The 18,717-nt window shown below is 66.1% G+C and carries 13 protein-coding genes; 10 read left to right on the top strand and 3 right to left on the bottom strand.

The features are described from left to right. The first annotated feature begins 9 nt into the window (after nt 1–9). From kdpA to VHN57_RS16415, 5 genes are read left to right on the top strand one after another with little or no spacing between them, the layout of a single operon-like run. On the top strand, nt 10–1,713 hold the full coding sequence (kdpA, locus tag VHN57_RS16395) for a potassium-transporting ATPase subunit KdpA (protein WP_423284570.1): 1,704 nt from the start codon (nt 10–12) through the stop codon (nt 1,711–1,713). 12 nt (nt 1,714–1,725) lie between these two features. Further along, nucleotides 1,726–3,774 (top strand): potassium-transporting ATPase subunit KdpB, encoded by a 2,049-nt coding sequence (kdpB, locus tag VHN57_RS16400; RefSeq protein ID WP_423284573.1) that lies wholly within the window; start codon nt 1,726–1,728, stop codon nt 3,772–3,774. A gap of 14 nt (nt 3,775–3,788) precedes the next feature. Then, on the top strand, nt 3,789–4,379 hold the full coding sequence (gene kdpC, locus VHN57_RS16405; RefSeq protein ID WP_136188122.1) for a potassium-transporting ATPase subunit KdpC: 591 nt from the start codon (nt 3,789–3,791) through the stop codon (nt 4,377–4,379). Then, nucleotides 4,376–7,036 carry a sensor histidine kinase gene (locus VHN57_RS16410; protein ID WP_278988274.1) on the top strand — a complete coding sequence of 887 codons (2,661 nt, stop codon included), beginning with the start codon at nt 4,376–4,378 and terminating at the stop codon, nt 7,034–7,036. Before kdpC ends, VHN57_RS16410 begins: the two co-directional genes overlap by 4 nt. Further along, nucleotides 7,033–7,728 (top strand): response regulator, encoded by a 696-nt coding sequence (locus tag VHN57_RS16415; RefSeq protein ID WP_069337949.1) that lies wholly within the window; start codon nt 7,033–7,035, stop codon nt 7,726–7,728. The genes VHN57_RS16410 and VHN57_RS16415 overlap by 4 nt, the downstream gene beginning before the upstream one ends. Before the next feature lie 69 nt (nt 7,729–7,797). Here the strand turns inward: VHN57_RS16415 and VHN57_RS16420 are convergent, their stop codons facing one another. Beyond that, complete coding sequence (locus tag VHN57_RS16420) at nt 7,798–9,696, bottom strand: potassium transporter Kup (RefSeq protein WP_278988756.1); 1,899 nt, start codon at nt 9,694–9,696, stop codon at nt 7,798–7,800. A 177-nt stretch (nt 9,697–9,873) separates the two neighbouring features. Then, nucleotides 9,874–11,085, bottom strand: coding sequence for an IS256 family transposase (locus tag VHN57_RS16425; RefSeq protein WP_099231114.1), 1,212 nt, complete (start codon nt 11,083–11,085; stop codon nt 9,874–9,876). A 271-nt stretch (nt 11,086–11,356) separates the two neighbouring features. Here VHN57_RS16425 and VHN57_RS16430 point away from each other — a divergent pair, with 271 nt between their 5' ends. The 5 genes from VHN57_RS16430 to VHN57_RS16450 all read left to right on the top strand — a co-directional run bounded on the left by VHN57_RS16430 (nt 11,357) and on the right by VHN57_RS16450 (nt 17,603). After that, on the top strand, nt 11,357–11,608 hold the full coding sequence (locus VHN57_RS16430; RefSeq protein ID WP_048937399.1) for a hypothetical protein: 252 nt from the start codon (nt 11,357–11,359) through the stop codon (nt 11,606–11,608). A 104-nt stretch (nt 11,609–11,712) separates the two neighbouring features. Further along, nucleotides 11,713–15,042, top strand: a complete 3,330-nt coding sequence (locus VHN57_RS16435; protein ID WP_423284577.1) for a glycosyltransferase — start codon at nt 11,713–11,715, stop codon at nt 15,040–15,042. A 52-nt stretch (nt 15,043–15,094) separates the two neighbouring features. Next, nucleotides 15,095–15,511, top strand: coding sequence for a PDZ domain-containing protein (locus VHN57_RS16440; RefSeq protein ID WP_230588519.1), 417 nt, complete (start codon nt 15,095–15,097; stop codon nt 15,509–15,511). Nucleotides 15,512–15,523: 12 nt separating this feature from the next. Continuing rightward, nucleotides 15,524–16,210, top strand: a complete 687-nt coding sequence (locus tag VHN57_RS16445) for a winged helix-turn-helix domain-containing protein (RefSeq protein WP_037508266.1) — start codon at nt 15,524–15,526, stop codon at nt 16,208–16,210. Next, entirely contained in the window at nt 16,203–17,603 is a 1,401-nt protein-coding gene (locus VHN57_RS16450) for a sensor histidine kinase (RefSeq protein ID WP_278988022.1), read from the top strand. The genes VHN57_RS16445 and VHN57_RS16450 overlap by 8 nt, the downstream gene beginning before the upstream one ends. Before the next feature lie 252 nt (nt 17,604–17,855). On the opposite strand, the gene VHN57_RS16455 is transcribed toward VHN57_RS16450, so the two are convergent. Further along, nucleotides 17,856–18,716 carry an SMP-30/gluconolactonase/LRE family protein gene (locus tag VHN57_RS16455; RefSeq protein WP_313393988.1) on the bottom strand — a complete coding sequence of 287 codons (861 nt, stop codon included), beginning with the start codon at nt 18,714–18,716 and terminating at the stop codon, nt 17,856–17,858. Nucleotide 18,717: the final 1 nt, after the last annotated feature.

Consider the following 18,717-nt stretch of genomic DNA (forward strand, 5'->3'; position numbering starts at 1 on the left):
GGGCCGCACATGACCTTCCAGGGATGGCTGCTGATCGCAGCCTTTGTCGGCATCTTGCTGGCGCTCACAAAACCGATGGGCCTGTGGCTGTTCGCCCTTTATGAGGGCCGCCGCACGCCGCTCCATGCCGTGTTCGGCCCGGTCGAGCGGGGCTTCTACACATTGTCGGGGATCGATCCCGACGCCGAGCAGAGCTGGCGCCGCTACGCGGTTCACATGCTGCTCTTCAACGTCGCGCTGCTGCTCTTCACCTATGCGACGCTGCGCCTGCAGGGGCTGCTGCCGCTTAATCCGCAGGGCTTTGCCGGCACCAGCAGCGACCTCGCCTTCAATACGGCGATCAGCTTCACCACCAACACCAACTGGCAAAGCTATTCGGGCGAATCGACCATGTCGAACCTGGCCCAAATGCTGGGCCTCACCATCCACAATTTCCTGTCGGCCGCTACCGGCATTGCCCTGGCCTTCGCCCTGTTCCGCGGCTTTGCCCGGCGCAGCGCATCGACGATCGGCAATTTCTGGGCCGACGTCACCCGCGTGACCATCTATCTGCTGCTGCCGATCTGCATCGTCTATGCCCTGTTCCTGATCGCGAGCGGCGTGCCGCAGACGCTGGCCGGGTCGGTCGACGTAACCACGCTGGAAGGCGTCAAGCAGACCCTGGCGCTTGGCCCCGTCGCCAGCCAGGAAGCGATCAAGATGCTGGGCACCAATGGTGGCGGCTTCTTCAACGCCAACAGCGCCCATCCCTTCGAGAATCCGACCGCGCTCACCAATCTGGTGCAAATGCTGTCGATCTTCGTGATCGGCTTTGGCCTGACCTGGACCTTCGGCAAGGCCGTCGGCAACCCGCGCCAGGGCTGGGCCATCCTCGCCGCCATGCTGGTGATCTTCCTCGCCGGCGTCACCGTCACCTATTGGCAGGAAGCGGCCGGCAATCCGGTGCTCCACAATCTGGGCGTCGCCGGTGGCAATATGGAAGGCAAGGAAGTCCGCTTCGGCATGGCTGCCTCCGCCCTGTTCGCAGTCGTCACCACGGCGGCAAGCTGCGGCGCGGTCAACGCCATGCATGACAGCTTCACCGCACTGGGCGGCATGATCCCGTTGTTCAACATCCAGCTGGGCGAAGTCGTGATCGGCGGCGTCGGCGCAGGCATATACGGCTTCCTGCTGTTCGCCATCCTGGCCGTGTTTGTCGCGGGTCTGATGGTCGGCCGCACGCCGGAATATGTCGGCAAGAAGATCGAGAGCCGCGAAGTCAAGCTGGCCGTGCTCGCCATTGCCGTGCTGCCTTTGATCATCCTGGGCTTCACCGCCATCGCCAGCGTCACCGACGCGGGCCTGGCCGGGCCGCTCAACAAGGGACCGCATGGCTTCAGCGAGATCCTCTACGCCTTCACCAGCGCCGTCGGCAACAACGGCTCGGCCTTTGCCGGCCTGTCGGCCAACAGCCCCTTCTATAACGGAATGCTGGGCGTCGCGATGTGGATCGGCCGCTTCTTCATCATCATTCCCATGCTGGCCATCGCAGGCAGCCTGGCCGCGAAGAAATATACGCCCGAAACCGCCGGCAGCTTCCCCACCACCGGGGCGCTGTGGACCGGTCTGCTGGTCGGCATCGTGCTGATCGTGGGCGGCCTGACCTTCCTGCCCAGCCTCGCCCTTGGCCCCATCGCCGATCATCTCGCGATGATCCGTGGCCAGCTTTTCTAAGGATCCATGCACATGGCCCGATCCTCCGACAAATCCGAACAAAAATCGCTCTTCACGGCGGACCTGATCGTTCCGGCGATCGGCGACGCCTTCCGCAAACTCAATCCCAAGGAACTGATCCGCAACCCGGTGATGTTCACCACCGCGATCGTCGCGGTCCTGCTGACCGTCCTGCTTCTTGTCGGGCAGGACAGCCTGGCCACCGGCTTCAAGCTGCAGCTGGTGATCTGGCTCTGGCTCACGGTCCTCTTCGGCACCTTTGCCGAGGCGCTGGCCGAAGGCCGTGGCAAGGCGCAGGCCGCCTCGCTGCGCGCCACCAAGGCGGAACTGACCGCCAAGCGGCTGAAAGGCCATGGCGAAAGCTATGAAAATGTCGCCGCCAGCGCGCTGAAGCTGGGCGACGTGGTGCTGGTCCAGACCGGCGACCTGATCCCGTCCGATGGCGAGGTCGTCTCCGGCGTCGCCTCCGTCAACGAAGCGGCCATTACCGGCGAATCCGCGCCGGTGATCCGCGAGGCGGGCGGCGACCGTTCGGCCGTGACGGCGGGCACCCGCGTCATTTCCGACGAGATCCGCGTCCGCGTCACCGTCAATCCCGGCCAGGGCTTTCTCGATCGCATGATCGCGCTGGTCGAGGGTGCGGAGCGGCAGAAGACGCCGAACGAGATCGCCCTCACCCTGTTGCTGGTGGGCCTGACCATCATCTTCCTGATCGCGGTCGGCACCATCCCCAGCTTCGCCAGCTATGCCGGCGGCGCCATTCCGGTGGCGATCCTGGCGGCGCTGCTGATCACCCTGATCCCGACCACCATCGCTGCCCTTCTGTCGGCGATCGGCATTGCCGGCATGGACCGTCTGGTGCGCTTCAACGTGCTCGCCAAGTCGGGCCGCGCGGTCGAGGCGGCGGGCGACATCGACGTGCTGCTGCTGGACAAGACCGGCACCATCACCGTGGGTGATCGTCAGGCGACCGAATTCCGTCCGGTCGGCGGTGCCACCCCGGCCCAGCTCGCGCAAGCGGCTCTGCTCGCCAGCCTGGCCGACGAGACGCCCGAGGGCCGTTCGATCGTGCTGCTGGCCCGCGAAGGCTTCAACCAGTCGGTAGACGCCCTGCCCGCCAATGCGGAGATCATTCCCTTCACCGCCCAGACCCGGATTTCCGGCGTCACCATCGATGGATCGACGATCCAGAAGGGGGCGGTGGATTCGGTGCTGAAGGCCAATCCGGGCCTGGGCTCCACTCCGGTCGCCAACGAACTGCGCCGCATCACCGACGAGATCGCCCGTGCCGGCGGCACCCCGCTGGCGGTGGCCAAGGACGGCAAGCTGCTGGGCGCGATCTTCCTCAAGGATATCGTCAAGGCGGGCATCCGGGAACGGTTCGGCGAACTGCGCCAGATGGGCATCCGCACGGTGATGATCACCGGCGACAATCCGCTGACCGCCGCCAGCATCGCGGCCGAGGCCGGGGTCGACGACTTCCTGGCGCAAGCAACGCCGGAGGACAAGCTGGCCCTGATCCGCAAGGAACAGCAAGGCGGTCGCCTGGTCGCGATGTGCGGCGACGGCACCAACGACGCCCCTGCCCTGGCGCAGGCCGATGTCGGCGTTGCCATGAACACCGGCACCCAGGCTGCCCGCGAAGCCGGCAACATGGTCGACCTGGACAGCGATCCGACCAAGCTGATCGAGGTGGTGGGTCTGGGCAAGCAGTTGCTGATGACGCGCGGCGCGCTCACGACCTTCTCGGTCGCCAATGACGTGGCCAAATATTTCGCGATCATCCCGGCCATGTTCGTGGCGCTCTATCCGGGCCTTGGCATCCTCAACGTCATGGGGCTGGCCACGCCGGAAAGCGCAATCCTGTCGGCGATCATCTTCAACGCGCTGATCATTCCCTGTCTGGTGCCGCTGGCGCTGCGGGGCGTGACCTATCGCCCGATCGGCGCCGGTCCGCTGCTGGCCCGCAACCTCGCCATCTATGGCCTGGGTGGCCTGATCGCGCCGTTCGCCGGGATCAAGCTGATCGACCTTGCCGTCAACGGCCTTGGCCTCGCCTGAGGAAGGACAAATCCATGTTTACCGATTTTAAATCCGCCCTGCGTCCGGCCCTGACCATGACGCTGCTCTTCGCCCTGCTGCTGGGCATTGCCTACCCGCTGGCGCTGACCGGCATCGGCCAGGCGGTGTTCCCGTCCCAGGCCAATGGCAGCCTGGTCGAGGACCAGGGCAAGGTCGTCGGCTCGACCATCATCGGTCAGGCCTTCACCTCGGACATCTATTTCCACAGCCGTCCGTCGGCGGCGGGCAAGGGCTATGACGGCCTTGCCTCCTCCGGCTCCAACTATGGTCCGACCAGCCAGGCGCTGGCCGACCGCGTCAAGACCGACGTCGAGACCCTTCAAGCTGCTACACCTGGTCGTTTTGTTCCGTCCGATCTGGTGACCACCTCTGCCTCGGGGCTTGACCCCCATATCAGCCCCGAGGCAGCTTTTTATCAGGTCGATCGCGTCGCCGCCGCGCGCGGGATCGATGCGGCGCGCGTCCGCAGCCTGGTAGAACAGAGCGTCGAGCAGCCCCTGCTGGGCTTCATCGGCGAACCCCGCGTCAATCTGTTCGATCTCAATCGACGGCTGGATGCAATTGACGCTAAACGGACCAAGTGAACGAACAGCATCGCCCTGATCCAGAAGCCTTCCTGCGCGCCGCTGCGCAGGAAGGCCGTGGCCGCCTGAAGGTCTTTCTCGGCGCCGCGCCGGGGGTAGGCAAGACATGGGAGATGCTGACCGAAGGACGGCAGCGGCGCGAGGCAGGCGTCGATGTCGTCGTCGGCGTGGTGGAAACCCATGGCCGGCGCGAGACCGAAGCGTTGGTCCATGGCCATGAGATCATCCCCCGCCGCACCGTCGACCATCAGGGCCACAGCCTGGGCGAGATGGACATCGACGCGATCCTGGTGCGCCATCCCCAGCTGGTGCTGGTCGACGAGCTGGCGCACAGCAATGCGCCGGGCAGTCGCCACCCCAAACGCTATCAGGATGTCGAGGAATTGCTGGCCGCCGGCATCGACGTCTATTCGACGATCAACATCCAGCATGTCGAAAGCCTCAACGACGTCGTCGCCTCCTTCACCCGCGTCCGCGTGCGGGAGACCGTGCCCGATTCGATCCTGGAACATGCCGAGATCGAAGTGGTGGACATTCCGCCCGACGAGCTGATCGAGCGGCTGAAGGACGGCAAGGTCTATATCCCGCAGGAAGCCAGCCGCGCCCTCAACCATTTCTTTTCCAAGTCGAACCTGACCGCCCTGCGCGAACTGGCGCTGCGCCGCGCCGCCCAGGCGGTCGATGCCCAGATGCTCGACTATGTCCGCGCCCATGCGCTGGCGGGCAGCTTCGCCGCCGGCGAGCGGGTGATCGTGGCGGTGAGCGAACAGCCGAGCGCCGCCGGCCTGGTCCGTTCCGCCAAGCGGCTGGCCGATGCGCTGCGCGCGCCCTGGACCGCCATCCATATCGAAACCCCGCGTGGGCCGCAGCTGTCCGACGAGGACCGGCAGCGTCTGGCCGATACGCTTGCCCTCGCCTCCCGCCTGGGCGCCGAAACCGCCTCCATCCCCGCCCCCAGCGTCGCCGACGGGCTGCGCGGTTTCGCCGCCGACGCGCGCGCCACCCAGATCGTGATCGGCAAGTCGGCGCGCAGCTGGTGGTTCGAATTGCGCCATGGGTCGGTGGTCGACCGGCTGGTGCGCGACATCGGCCCGGTCGCCGTCCATGTCATGCCCGGCGAGGAAAGCGCGCCGCGCCCGCGCGTTGCCAGCAGCGGCCATTGGGGCGATCCGATCGGCTATGTCTGGTCGATGCTGGCGGTGATCGGCATGACCCTGCTCGGCCGGCTGATGCTGGAGGTGATCGACCTCGGCAATATCGCCCTTCTCTATCTGGTGCCGGTGATGTTCGCCGCGGCCAGTCATGGCCTGCGCACGGGTCTTGCCACCGGCCTCGCCTCCAGCCTTGCCTATAATTTCTTCTTCCTGCCGCCCACGGGCACGCTGACCGTCAGCAATCCGGAAAACGTCATCTCCATCCTCGTCTTCCTGGGCGTGGCGATGGTGACCAGCCAGTTTGCCGCGCGGATGCACGCCCAGTCGGTCCTTGCCCAGTCCAGCGCCCGGCAGAATGCGACGCTGGCCGGCTTCTCGCGCCAACTCACCGCCTCTCCCAGCCTGGAGGAAATCCGCCACGCCATCTGTGCCGAGATCGCCCGGCTGTTCGACGTGCGCACCGTGCTGATGATCCCGTCGGATGAAGGGCCGCAATTGCGCGCTGCCTATCCGCCCGAGGACCGGCTGGACGAGATCGAGCGCGCCGCCGCCCGCTGGGCGATGGAGCATGGCGAGCCAGCCGGCCGCGGCTCCTCCACCCTCACCGCGTCGGACTGGCTGTTCCTGCCAGTGACCGCCAAGGACGCGGTGCTGGCCGTGATCGGCCTGGCCCGCGAGGATGCCGGCGAACCGGTCCGATCCGATCAGTTCCCGCTGCTGATGAGCCTGATCGACCAGGCGGCGATCGCGCTCGACCGCATGGCGCTGGAGGAGGCGATGCTCGAAGCCGGCCAGATTCGCGAGCGCGACCGGCTGCGCTCCGCCCTGCTCTCCTCGGTCAGCCATGATCTGCGCACGCCGCTCACCACCATCATCTCGGCCACGCGCGAGCTGCGCACCCATCCCTCGCCCGAGCTGATCGATACGCTGGATGGCGAGGCCCAGCGCCTGTCCCGCTTCGTCGCCAATCTGCTCGACATGGCGCGGGTGGAGGCCGGCGCACTGCCGATGCGGGCGGAGGCGACCGACCTGTTCGATGCGGTCGCCAGCGCCGCCCATGACAGCCGCAGCGCGCTGGCCGATCGCCAGCTCGACGTACAGATCCCACCCGACATCCCGCTGGTCCGGGTCGATCCGGTGCTGCTGCACCACATCCTCATCAACCTGCTCGACAATGCCGGCCGCTATGGCGATCCCGGCACCCCCGTGACCGTGCGCAGCCTGCGCGAGCCCGACGCCATCAGCCTGTCGGTGATCGACCAGGGGCCGGGCATTCCGGCCGGCATGGAAGCGCGGGTGTTCGACACCTTCACCCGGCTGGAAGGATCGGATCGGTCGAAGACCGGCACCGGCCTGGGCCTGGCCATCGTCAAGGCCTTTGCGGAAGCAATGGGCCTTACCGTATCGGCCCGCACGGTGTCGGAACCTGCCGGCGCCTGTTTCACCCTGCACATTCCCCAATCCCTCATCCTCACCGACATCATGGAAAAGGACATCGCATGAAGCCGCGCCACAGCCTGCTGATCGTCGATGACGAACCGCAGATCCGCCGGCTGATCCAGGCCGCCCTCGCCCGCGCCGACTATGCCACGATCGAGGCGCAGACCGCGCGCGAGGCACTGGACAAGCTGCGCAGCGAACGGCCCGACATCACCCTGCTGGACCTGGGCCTGCCCGATCGTGACGGGCTGGAACTGGTGCCGATCATCAAGAAGGAAAGCGATACGACCCTCATCATCGTGTCGGCGCGCGACGCCACCGATGAGAAGGTCGCCGCGCTGGACCTGGGCGCCGACGATTATCTGACCAAGCCGTTCGACACCGACGAACTGCTTGCCCGCGTGCGGGTGGCGCTGCGCAACCGGATGACGAGGGACGGTGGATCGACCAGGGTGACGGCCGGCGACCTGACGATCGACCTGGTCGCCCATATCGTCACGAAGGGCGGGGTCGAAGTGCATCTGACGCCCAAGGAATATGGCGTGCTGGAGCAGCTGGCGCGCTTTCCCGGCCGGGTCATCACCCACAAGCAGATCATGGACCATGTCTGGCCCAACGAACATGCCCATCATGTCGAATATCTGCGCGTGCTGGTGCGCGGCCTGCGCCAGAAGCTGGAGGCCGACCCGCAGCGACCCCAGATCATCAGCAATGAACTGGGGATCGGCTACCGCCTGAAACAGGGCGCGGACTGACATCAAAATAGAGCCTGATTCACGCCATCGGTGAAAGCGCGGAACGCTTTCGCCTCAGACGATCAGGCTCTAGATCTCGATCTGCGACCCCAGCTCGACCACGCGGTTGGTCGGCAGGTTGAAGAAAGCCATCGGGCTTTCGGCATTGCGGATCATCCAGGCGAACAGCTTTTCGCGCCACATCGCCATGCCCGGCCGTTCCGACGGGATCAGCGTCTGGCGGCTGAGGAAATAGCTGGTGTCCTTGACGCTGATCGGCCCGCCACAGTCGTGGACCGACTTCATCGCCGCCGGAATGTCGACATCCTCCATGAAGCCATGGCGCAGGATCAGCCGGTAGAAGCCCGATCCATGATCCTCCACCGTCGTGCGGCCCTGCAGCGGCAGATGCGGCACGCCCTGAGTGCGCACGGTCAGGATGATGACCCGTTCGTGCAGCACCTTGTTATGCTTCACATTGTGCAGCAATGCCGGCGGTACGCCATCGGTGGTGGAGGACAGGAAGATCGCCGTCCCCGGCACGCGCTTGAGCGAGGCCAGCGTCGATCGCACGAACAGGTCCAGCTCCATCGCCCCTTCGCGCAGATAATGGCGCATGATCCGCCGCCCGGTCGCCCAGGTGGTCAGCACGGTGAAGACCACCGCCGCGACCAGCAATGGGAACCAGCCGCCATCGGGGATCTTGGTCACGTTCGACGCGAAATAGGCGCCGTCGATGATCAGGAACAGGCCGGTGACGCCCGCCGCCGCCGGCAGTGGCCAGCGCCATACGCTGAAGGTCAGCACGCCCAGCATGCAGGCGGTGATGACCATCGTGCCGGTCACTGCGATGCCATAGGCGGCCGCCAAATTGCTGCTGTTGCCAAAGCCCAGCACCAGCAGGATGACGAAGATCAGCAGCAGCCAGTTGATGAGCGGCACATAGATTTGCCCCGCCGCCGAAGCGCTGGTGTGCAGGATACGCAGGCGCGGCAGGAACCCCAGTTGCACCGCCTGCTGCGTGACGGAGAAGGCCCCGGAGATCACCGCCTGGCTGGCGATGATCGTCGCCATGGTGGCCAGGATCACCAGCGGCAGCCGTGCCCAGTCCGGCGCCATCAGGAAGAAGGGATTTTGCGCCGCCGCCGGATTGTCGAGCAGCAGCGCCCCCTGCCCCAGATAGTTGAGCATCAAGCAGGGGAAGGCAGCATAGAGCCAGGCGATGCTGATCGCCTTGCGCCCGAAATGGCCCATGTCGGCATAGAGCGCCTCCGCCCCGGTCACCGCCAGCACGACCGAGCCGAGCGCCAGGAAGGCGAGCCTGGGGTCGATCGCGAAGAAGCGGATCGCCCAGAGCGGATTGACGATGCCGATGATTTCGGGGTGCTGCACGACATTGACGATACCGAGCGCGGCGAGCGTGATGAAATAGATCGCCATGATCGGGCCAAAGGCCATGCCTACCATCGCCGTGCCGAAGCGCTGGATCAGGAATAGTGCGATCAGGATCAGGATCGCGATCGGCAGCACCATATCCGCCAGACTCGCTTGTACGATGGTCAGGCCCTCGACCGCCGACAGCACCGAAATGGCGGGCGTGATGATCGCGTCGCCATAGAAGAGCGCCGTCGCAATCACGCCCAGCATCGCGATCGCCGGCGTCCAGCGGGTCTCGCCCAGCCGCCGGCCGATCAGCGCCAGCAGCGCCATGCTGCCGCCTTCGCCATCATTATCGGCGCGCATGACGATGAACACATATTTGACGGTGACGATCAGCGTCATCGTCCAGAAGATCAGCGAGAGGACGCCATAGATATGCAGCGGATCGACCGCCAGCGGGTGATGGCCGACGAAGCTTTCCTTGAGCGCATAGAGCGGCGAGGTGCCGATGTCGCCGAACACCACGCCCAGCGCACCGAGCGCAAGCGCAGCCGGTCGGCCATGCGGCGTGCGATCCTGGCCTGCGGCCGGATCCCCCTGTTCAGTCATCTATGCGTGCCCTTCGTCTTTCTATCGGGCCGCCATGCCATGAAAGGCCATTTGAAAACCATAGGGGTCTGCCCTCCCCGGCATAGGATTCGTATATGATTCCGGCCCGGACGGCCCGTATGCGGGTCACGTCCGTCAATGTGGTGTAATTTCGGTGCTGGCCATCGGGCTGCATTTTCAGGCGGCCTTGGGTGTAATCTGTAGCGGCTGAACCTCCTCGGTTATGGGTGTGGCAAGGGCGGCCATGCCCTCGATCTGCATGTAGCGGTGCTGGAGCTGGTATTCATCGTTCTGCTCGAGCAGGACGGCACCGACGAGGCGGATGATGCTGTCCTCGTTCGGGAAGATGCCGACAACATCGGCGCGGCGCTTCACTTCCTTGTTCAGGCGTTCCAGCGGGTTGGTGCTGTGAAGCTTGACCCGGTGCTGCTCGGGGAAGGTCATGTAGGCGAGCACGTCGTGCTCGGCATCGTCCATGCAGGCGCCGAGCTTGGGCCATCTGGCGCGCAATTGATCGGCGACCTGACGCCAGACCTGAGTTGCGGCCGCATGATCGGGCTGGAGGAAGACTTGGCGGATCGCAGCAGCAACAACCGTGTTTTGGCCCTTGGGCACGTAGGCGAGCGCGTTCCTCATGAAGTGGACGCGGCAGCGCTGCCAGGTGGCGCTGAGCACGCGGGTGATCGCTGCCTTGAGGCCCTCGTGGGCATCGGAGATGACCAGCTTCACGCCGGTCAGGCCGCGGCGGGAGAGGTCCTTGAGGAAGCTCGACCAGAAGGGCTCGGCTTCGGAAGGGCCGATGTGCAGGCCGACGATCTCGCGCTTGCCCTCAGTGTTGACGGCGACGGCGATTATCGCGGCGACACTGACGATCCGTCCCCCCTCGCGCACCTTGAGGTAGGTGGCATCTAGCCAGAGGTAGGGCCAGTCACCGGCGAGCGGGCGCTTGAGGAAGGCATGGACGCGCTCGTCGATGTCTTTGCACAGCTTTGACACGGAGGACTTGGATATCCCGGTCATGCCCATCGCCTGCACCAGCTCATCGACGCGCCGGGTGCTGACCCCGGCAATCCACGCCTCCTGGATTACTGCGACCAGCGCCTTCTCAACAGTCTTGCGCGGCTCCAGGAAGCCGGGGAAGTAGGCGCCGGTCCGCAGCTTGGGGATCTTGAGGTTGAGCGTGCCGAGCCGGGTATCGAGACTGCGGTCGCGGTAGCCATTGCGCCAGGTCGTGCGTTCGCCCGATCGTTCATGGCGGCCAGCGCCGACCAGGCCGTCGACATCGGCCTCCATAATGATCTGCAATACGCTCTCGGCGATCGTACGCAGGAAATCTCCATCTCCGGTCTTCGCCATCAGTTCGGCAAGCGGTAGTCTGTCGTCGGTCATCGGGATCAACTCCTCGGTGGGCGTGTGAAGTGTGGTAACTCCACCTTACCGATGAGCCCGGTGGCCACCGAGTTCGAAATCGCATGGGGTTGGGCATGCCCAACCCCATGCGATCACCTCAATCTACACCGGAAATTACACCACGAGCGCGGACGCTAACCGTATGCGCCTCAAATGCTATGAAATCCCTACGCAATCTGCCGGTTCCCTGTCTCGCATCCCTATGCCCGTCCGCTTAATTGCGATGCCGCCGCAACGGAGGCGGCATGCGATGCAAGATTGGCGTCCCCGCTGGACCCTGAAGATCGGCCTGCGCCTGCTCGGCCTAGCCTTGCTGGCCACGCTCTGGCCCGAAGGGCGCGCCCTGGCTGCGCTCGCCCATGGCCATCCAGCGGTCACCATCGGCCAATTGTCGCTCGCCGCGCTGGCCTTTCTATGTGCCAGCGGCGGGATGGCGCTGCTGTTGATGGGCCCCGACCTGTGGAAGCCGGTGCGCCTGGCCGATCGCTGGACCGCGCGATGAGGTTCATGACCAAGATTTCATGATGGGATCATCCGGCGGGAAGCCGGGCCGGCCTATTGCCGCGTCATCGTCGCAGAGGAGTAGCGACGCGCGGACCACAGGCCATGACCAGACCCATTTTCTTCGATCCCACCGGCCGGCGCGGCATCTGGGCGCGGCGCGCCCTCGCCGCCCTGCTGTGCGCCATCATCGCCGCCACCATTGCCTTTGCGACGACGCTGATCGCCGTTCCGTCGGAAGGCGATCTGGCGCTGCCTTTGCCCCAGCCACGCGCCGCGCATCTGACCGGCATGTCGCGGCTGCGCCATGACCTGTCCAAATGGCTGCCGCGCTGGCCCGGCCATGTCGCACAGGCCCGTCCGCTCAATGTCGGCTTCTATGTCCCCGATGACGAAAGCAGCATCGCCTCGCTGCGCCGTCATGTCGGTCAGCTCGACTGGGTCGTGCCCGCCCTCGTAACCGTGCCGGGCAGCGACCCCACGCCCCAATTCCATGCCGACCCGCGCCTGGACCAGATGATCGCCAGCATGGGCCGACCGCCCAAGCTGCTGCCGATGGTCCAGAATCTCGACGCCCATGGCTGGAACGGGGCCGGCACCGCCCGCCTGCTCGCCAATCCTGCCGCCAGCCGCCAGCTCGCCCAGCGGCTCGCCGCCTCGGTCGCGGCGCATCATGATGCCGGGCTGGTGATGGACTTTGAATCGCTGCCGTCCGGCGCGCTGCCCGCCTATCTCCATTTCCTGCGCCAGTTGCGCAGCGACCTGCCCGCCCGCGCCAAGCTGGCGGTGACCGCCCCCGCTGGCGAGGAATGGCCGCTCGCCCGCCTCGGCCAAATTGCCGACCATGTCATCTTCATGGCCTATGACCAGCATTGGCAGGGCGGCACCCCCGGCCCGATCGCCGCGCAGGACTGGTTCGCCCGCGCGGTCGAGGATGCCAGCCGCCGCGTCGGCCGCGATCGCATCATCGTCGCCTTGGGCAGCTATGCCTATGACTGGCATGATGGCGGCGCCGACGCCCTGTCGCTGGACGAGGCCTGGCTCGCCGCCCATGACAGCGACGCCCCGGTCAGCTTCGACCCCGCCAGCGGCAATGCCGGCTTCGCCTATGATGATGACGGCCATCGCCATCAGGTCTGGATGCTTGATGCCGCCGCCAGCTGGAACGAGTTGCAGGCGCTCCGTCGCCTCGGCATCCAGGGCGTGGCGCTGTGGCGGCTGGGCAGCGAGGATCCGGGCATCTGGTCCGATCTCACCGCCTTCCGCAACGGCAGCCGGCCCGACCTGCGTCAGGTCGCGAGCAAGCTCGACACCGATGTCGAGGGATCGGGCGAGATATTGCGCATCACCGCCACGCCAACCGACGGCAGCCGCTCGATCGCCTTCGGCCCGCAGGGGACGATCCTGCGCGAAACCTATCATGTCCTGCCCACCCCCTATCAGGTGCGGCGGACCGGCGGCGGCCAGGCCAAGATGCTGGCGCTGACCTTCGATGACGGCCCGGACGCGACCTGGACGCCCAAGATCCTGTCGGTGCTGGAACAGCATCATGTGCCCGGCACCTTCTTCGTCATCGGCGAAAATGCGCTGGAGCATCCCGGCCTGTTGCAGCGGATCGTCGCCGACGGCGACGAGATCGGCAACCATAGCTACAGCCATCCCAACCTTGCCACCTGGTCGGACGAGAGCACCCGGCTGGAACTCAACGCCACCCAGCGGCTGGTCCAGGCCTATACCGGGCGCAGCATGAAGCTGTTCCGCGCGCCCTATTTCGGCGACGCCGAACCGACCACGGCGGACGAACTGGGTCCGGCACTGGCCGCGCAGAAGGCGGGCTATACCGTCGTCGGCCTGCACGTCGATCCCAATGACTGGCAGCGGCCCGGCACCGATACGATCGTCCGCCAGGTGATCGACCAGGTCCATGCCGCCGATGCCGAACGGTCCGGGAATATCATCCTGCTGCACGACGGTGGCGGCGAACGGTCACAGACGGTCGCCGCCCTGCCGCAGATCATCACCACCCTGCAGAAGGAAGGCTATCGCTTCGTACCGGTGTCGCGCCTTGCCGGCCTGTCGCGCGAAGCAGCAATGCCGCCGGTCCGTGCCGGCGACCTGACCGCCGTGCGCGTCGATGTCGGCATGTTCATCACGCTCGCCGTCATCTCTGCCCTGCTCGGCTGGATCTTCTATGTCGCCATCTCGCTCGGCATTGCCCGCGCGCTGCTGATGACCTTCCTCGCCTGGTTCCAGAGCCGGCGCGACCGCCCGGCCCCGCCCGTCTATCAGCCGACCGTCTCGGTCATCATTCCCGCCTATAATGAGGCGCGGGTGATCGAGGCGTCGGTGCGCCGCGTGCTGGCCAGCGACTATCCCGCCTTGCAACTAATCGTCGCCGACGACGGGTCGAAGGACGAGACCAGCGCCATCGTCGCCCGCGCCTTTGCCGACGATCCGCGCGTCACCCTGCTGACCTTGCAGAATGGCGGCAAGGCGGCGGCCCTCAACCGCGCCCTGGTGGAGGCGACCGGCGAGATATTGATCGCGCTCGACGCCGACACCCAGTTCGAGCCGCTGACGATCGCGCGGCTGGCGCGCTGGTTTGCCGATCCCGCCATCGGCGCGGTGGCCGGCGACGCCCGTGTCGGCAACCGGGTCAATCTCGTCACCCGCTGGCAGGCGCTGGAATATATTACTGCGCAGAATCTGGAGCGGCGCGCGCTCGCCGGCTTCGACGCCATGACGGTGGTGCCCGGCGCCGTCGGTGCCTGGCGCCGGGCGGCGCTGGATGCCGTGGGCGGCTATCCCGAAGACACGCTGGCCGAGGATCAGGATCTGACCATCGCGATCCAGCGCGCCGGCTGGCGCGTCACCTTCGATCCCGAAGCGATCGCCTGGACCGAGGCGCCCGAAAGCTTCAAGGCGCTGTCGAAGCAGCGCTATCGCTGGGCGTTCGGCACGCTGCAATGCCTGTGGAAACATGCCGCCATCCTGCGCAGCCGCAAGCCGACCGGCCTTGCGCTTGTAGGGATGCCCCAAGCCTGGCTGTTCCAGATCGCCTTCGCCGCCATTTCGCCGCTGATCGATCTGGCGCTGCTGCTGTCGATCGCCGGGACGATCCTGCGCGTGCAGCAGCATGGCTGGGCCCAGACCAGCGGCGACGTCGCGACCATGGCGCTCTACTGGCTGGTCTTCACCGGCATCGACATCGCCTGTGGTTGGATGGCCTATCGGCTCGACGGCAACAAGGTGCGCTACCCCGCCCATCTGCTGGTTGCCCAGCGCTTCGTCTATCGTCAGATCATGTATTGGGTGGTCGTCCGCGCGATCGCATCGGCCATTGGCGGCTGGGTCGTGGGATGGGGCAAGCTGGAGCGGTCGGGCCGTGTCTCGGTCGCGCCGGCTGCGGCGGCCCCAGGCATGAACAAAGTGTAACATGACACGCACCCCCGCCTCGCCCATTCTACCCGCAAAGACAGCTCAGGACATGGCCAGGAACATGGAGGCCCCGCGCATAGACAAGACCGCAACCAGCCGCCTGCTGATCGGCCTGGCGCTGTGTGCGGCGTTGATGAGCGGCGCCTTCTTCCTGCATGTCCGCCGCGATGCGGAGGATCATGGCTCCGTGTCGGGCGCCAGCGCCCAATTGCTGCCGGGGCTGACGCTGGAAAATGCCGAGCCGGCCGGCACCGGCCTGGTCGTCACCAGCATGGAATCGAGCGGCCCGGCGGCCCGCGCCGGCATCGCCGTGGGCGACGACCTCATCCGTATCGACGGCACGCCGATCGCCTCGCTGGACCAGGCCAATGCCTATCTCAGCCAGCATGGCAACGCCCATCTCATATTGGGCTTGCGGCATCAGGATGCCGTCCGCATGGTGGCGCTCGACCGTTCGCCAGATTAGGGGGCCGCGCGCATGAGCCACAAGATTCTGGTGGTGGAGGATGATGCCGCCACCGCCGCCTATATCGTCAAGGGCATGACCGAGGCGGGCTTTACCGTCGATCAGGCCGATAATGGCCGTGACGGCCTGTTCCTCGCCAGCGACGGCAGCTATGGCGCGATCATCCTCGACCGGATGATGCCGGCGATGGATGGCATGGCGATGCTGAAGGCGCTGCGTGCCGCCAGCATCGAAACCCCGGTCATCTTCCTCTCCGCGCTCGGCACGCCCGAGGATCGGGTCGAAGGCCTCACCAGCGGCTCCGACGATTATCTGACCAAGCCCTTCGCCTTTGCCGAACTGCTCGCGCGCGTGCAATTGCTGCTGCGCAAGGCCGGCGGCAATGCCGCGGTCGTCACCAGCCTGCGCTATGACGATCTCGACATGGACCTGCTTGCCCGCCGGGTGAAGCGCGCCGGCAAGGCGATCGACCTGCAACCGCGCGAATTTCGCCTGCTCGAATTCTTCCTGCGCCACCCCGACCAGGTCGTCACCCGCACCATGTTGCTGGAGGGCGTGTGGGACTATCATTTCGACCCCGGCACCAATGTGATCGACGTGCATATCAGCCGCCTGCGCCGCAAGCTGGACGATGGATCGGACCGGCCGCTGCTGCATACGGTGCGTGGCATGGGCTATCGCCTGGGCCTCGATGGCTGAGGCTGGGGCGCGGGCCGGGGCTGCGGCCGGCTGGCGCGGCTTTGCCCGGTCGACCATCGGCCGTTTCGTCGGGCTCGCCTTCCTCTGCCAGTTCCTGGTGACCGGCGGCGTGCTGCTGTTCGTGCAGCAGGCAAGCCAGCGCACCGTCGTCGCCGCCGACCGCGATGCCGTCCATGACCTGCGCGACGAATTGCTGCGGGTCGCGCGGGAGCGTGGGGCGGCCGGGCTGCGGCAGGATATCGAACGGCGCCTGCCAACCGTGCGCAGCGAACGCATCGTGCTGTTGCTGACCGATGCGCAGGGCCGGATCGTCGCCGGCAATCTGGGCGCCTGGCCGACGACAATTCCCGACAATACCCCCTGGCGCACGATCGAGTTGTACCGCATCGGCGGAGAGCAGCCCGAGCCGATCGGCGTCAGCACATCCCGCCTGCCCGATGGCGGCCGCCTGCTCGCCGGCATCGTCACGTCCCACAGCCTGCAACTGACCCGCATCTATGAGGAGGCGCTGACCATCGCCTTCCTGATGAGCCTGCTGCTCACCCTCATCATCGCGATCCTGCTCGGCCGGGTGCTGACGCGCCAGATTTCCGCGATCGCCGACACCGCCAATGCGGTCGCCGTCGGCGCCTTCCATCGCCGGGTCGCCACCGACGGCAGCGGCGACGCCTTCGATCGGCTGGGCCTGTCGATCAACGCCATGCTGGAACGGATCGACGCGCTGGTCAGCCAGTTGCGGATGATGACCGATGGCTTGGCCCATGACCTCAAATCCCCCGTCACCCGCCTGCTCTCGGTGGTCGAACAGGCCAGCACCCAGACCCGCGACGACCAGGCGCTCGACGCGCTGGAAAAGGTCCATCGCGAGGCGCAGACGCTGCAGGGGATGCTCTCGACCGCCCTGCTCATCAGCCGCACCGAGGCCGGTTTCGGCAGCGACCGGATGCGCGACACGACGATCGCCGAACTGCTGGAGGATCTGGCCGAAGTCTATGGCCCGCTGATCGAGGATAGCGGCTTCACCCTCCATGTCGCGGCGCCCGTCGGTCTCACCTTCCCGCTCCACCGCGAACTGGTTAGCCAGGCGATCGCCAATCTGATCGAGAATGCGCTGAAATATGCCGAGGGCGGCGATCGTATCGCGCTTGAAGCCGCGATGGATGGCGACGCGCTGACCATCAGCGTCAGCGACAATGGGCCGGGCATTCCCGCCGACCAGCATGAGGCGGCGATGAAACGCTTCGGCCGACTCGACCCGTCGCGCACCAAGCCCGGATCGGGACTGGGCCTGTCGCTGGTCGAGGCCGTGGCGCGGCTCCATCATGGCGCGCTGCTGCTGGGTGATGCCGCCCCTGGCCTGCGCGCGACATTGCGCCTGCGCCGCCCCGCCTGAGCGGCGCCCGATTTTCCAGCGATTTCAGGGGAAAGGCACATCCCGGCCGACAGCGTAGCGCGTGCAGTCGCCGGCCATCGACCGGGATGAAGCATTGCCACCCTTTTGGAGAGGGGAGTGACAACGTTGTCCTGCGCATTAGCGCGTAGCCGCAGGGGTTGCAACAGCGATTTGCCACGGCTCGTCGCAGGACATGAAAAAAGCCGCCAAGCCCTTGCAGGCCGGCGGCTTATTTCTGTCGGTCGGCTTGTATCAGCCGGCGTAGAGATTGGTCGGCAGGCCCTTCACGCCGCATTCCACCTCGAAAAAGGCGCCGTCATAGTCGGATTCGGGCAGACCGATCGCGGCCGAGCTGACAAACATGCGGTCGAGGTCGGGACCGGCGAAGGTGATGTTGGTCACTTGCTTGGCTGGCAATTCGATCGCCCGATCGAGCTTACCCTCGGGCGAAAAGCGGCTGATCCGCGAACCGCCCCAATGGGCTACCCACAAATAGCCGTCGGCATCCACCGTCATGCCGTCGGGATGGCCATCGGCTTCGGTGAAGGTGATGAAGGGCTGGCGATCGTGAATCGCGCCATCCGCGCCGCGGCGGAAGCGATACATGATCCGGCGGCCGGTATCGCTATGATAGAGATACTCGCCGCAGGCCGAGAAGGCCGGGCCGTTGGGCACGCGATAGCCATCGTCCATCACCGTGACCGAACCATCGGGATCGAGGCGATAGAGCGCGCCGACATCCTGCCCTTCAGCCATGTCCATCGTGCCGCACCAGATGCGGCCATCCTTGTCCGCCTTGCCATCGTTCATGCGATTGCCGGGCAGATGCGGTTCGGGATCATGGATCGGCGTGATCGCCAGCGGGTCCAGCGTGAAGCTGGCAAAGCCGCTCTGGAAACCGCCGATGAAGCCGCCCCGCGCCCGCTCGGCCACCCAGCCAAGCGGTTCGGGCATGGCCCAGCGCGACACCTGGCCATCGTCGAGCGACAGCCGGTTGAGCGCCGGGGCCAGGATATCGACCCAATAGACCGCATTTTCACGGGCGGACCAGAGCGTCCCCTCCCCCAGCGTGTCGCGGATCTCGCCGCGTTCGATCTTGCGCCAGGCGGTCATG

Origin of the sequence: Sphingobium salicis subsp. salicis, assembly GCF_049472635.1 — a bacterium.
GTDB lineage: Bacteria > Pseudomonadota > Alphaproteobacteria > Sphingomonadales > Sphingomonadaceae > Sphingobium > Sphingobium yanoikuyae_A.

What these genes read in the sequence shown, in the direction of transcription:
- kdpA (WP_423284570.1), top strand. Translation starts at nt 10, where the DNA reads ATGACCTTCCAGGGATGGCTGCTGATCGCAGCCTTTGTCGGCATCTTG.
- VHN57_RS16415 (WP_069337949.1), top strand. Translation starts at nt 7,033, where the DNA reads ATGAAGCCGCGCCACAGCCTGCTGATCGTCGATGACGAACCGCAGATC.
- VHN57_RS16420 (WP_278988756.1), bottom strand. Translation starts at nt 9,696, where the DNA reads ATGACTGAACAGGGGGATCCGGCCGCAGGCCAGGATCGCACGCCGCAT.
- VHN57_RS16440 (WP_230588519.1), top strand. Translation starts at nt 15,095, where the DNA reads ATGGCCAGGAACATGGAGGCCCCGCGCATAGACAAGACCGCAACCAGC.
- VHN57_RS16445 (WP_037508266.1), top strand. Translation starts at nt 15,524, where the DNA reads ATGAGCCACAAGATTCTGGTGGTGGAGGATGATGCCGCCACCGCCGCC.
- VHN57_RS16425 (WP_099231114.1), bottom strand. Translation starts at nt 11,085, where the DNA reads ATGACCGACGACAGACTACCGCTTGCCGAACTGATGGCGAAGACCGGA.
- kdpB (WP_423284573.1), top strand. Translation starts at nt 1,726, where the DNA reads ATGGCCCGATCCTCCGACAAATCCGAACAAAAATCGCTCTTCACGGCG.
- VHN57_RS16430 (WP_048937399.1), top strand. Translation starts at nt 11,357, where the DNA reads ATGCAAGATTGGCGTCCCCGCTGGACCCTGAAGATCGGCCTGCGCCTG.
- VHN57_RS16450 (WP_278988022.1), top strand. Translation starts at nt 16,203, where the DNA reads ATGGCTGAGGCTGGGGCGCGGGCCGGGGCTGCGGCCGGCTGGCGCGGC.
- VHN57_RS16455 (WP_313393988.1), bottom strand. Translation starts at nt 18,716, where the DNA reads ATGACCGCCTGGCGCAAGATCGAACGCGGCGAGATCCGCGACACGCTG.
- VHN57_RS16435 (WP_423284577.1), top strand. Translation starts at nt 11,713, where the DNA reads ATGACCAGACCCATTTTCTTCGATCCCACCGGCCGGCGCGGCATCTGG.
- kdpC (WP_136188122.1), top strand. Translation starts at nt 3,789, where the DNA reads ATGTTTACCGATTTTAAATCCGCCCTGCGTCCGGCCCTGACCATGACG.